Annotated in this window: 1 protein-coding gene; it reads right to left on the bottom strand. The window is 33.4% G+C overall.

Annotated elements, in window-relative coordinates; genetic code table 11:
* A partial coding sequence (locus GQY27_RS21260) for a DUF3221 domain-containing protein (RefSeq protein WP_160037252.1) occupies positions 1-350 on the bottom strand: 350 nt, incomplete at its 3' end.
* Positions 351-410 lie beyond the last annotated feature (60 nt).

The raw sequence follows: 410 nt of genomic DNA, 5'->3' as shown, positions 1-410 counted from the left end.
ATTTTTTCAATACTGACAACTGCCCTAATAGGCGGCAAGGACTCTAGTTGGTTAAAGTCGGCAGTAATTCTGACTCGTTGTCCTACATCTATTGATTCATAATCCTTTTTGTCAACAAAATAATACGAAGCTTCCTGGTCTTGTGCTAGTTCGATAAAATCATCAAGATCACCATTCTCCAAATCTTCCTTGCTTATATTTTGAAGAACAAGAAATTTGTACTTGTCGTTTTCAACTATTTTAAATACTACAGTACCCTCGTAAATTGGATAATTCTCTTTCTCGTCCTGGTTAGAACAGCCAGGAAGTATAATCATACTAATTAAGATGAAAAGTATTATTTTTTTCATAATGAACCTCCTAATGAAAATGAAATTGTTCCCTGTTTTCTAAGTATAACCTAGATGCTT

It is taken from the genome of Paenibacillus sp. An7 (genome assembly GCF_009870785.1).
In the GTDB taxonomy this organism is placed as follows: domain Bacteria; phylum Bacillota; class Bacilli; order Paenibacillales; family Paenibacillaceae; genus Paenibacillus.
This window is presented reverse-complemented; position numbering and strand designations above follow the sequence as displayed.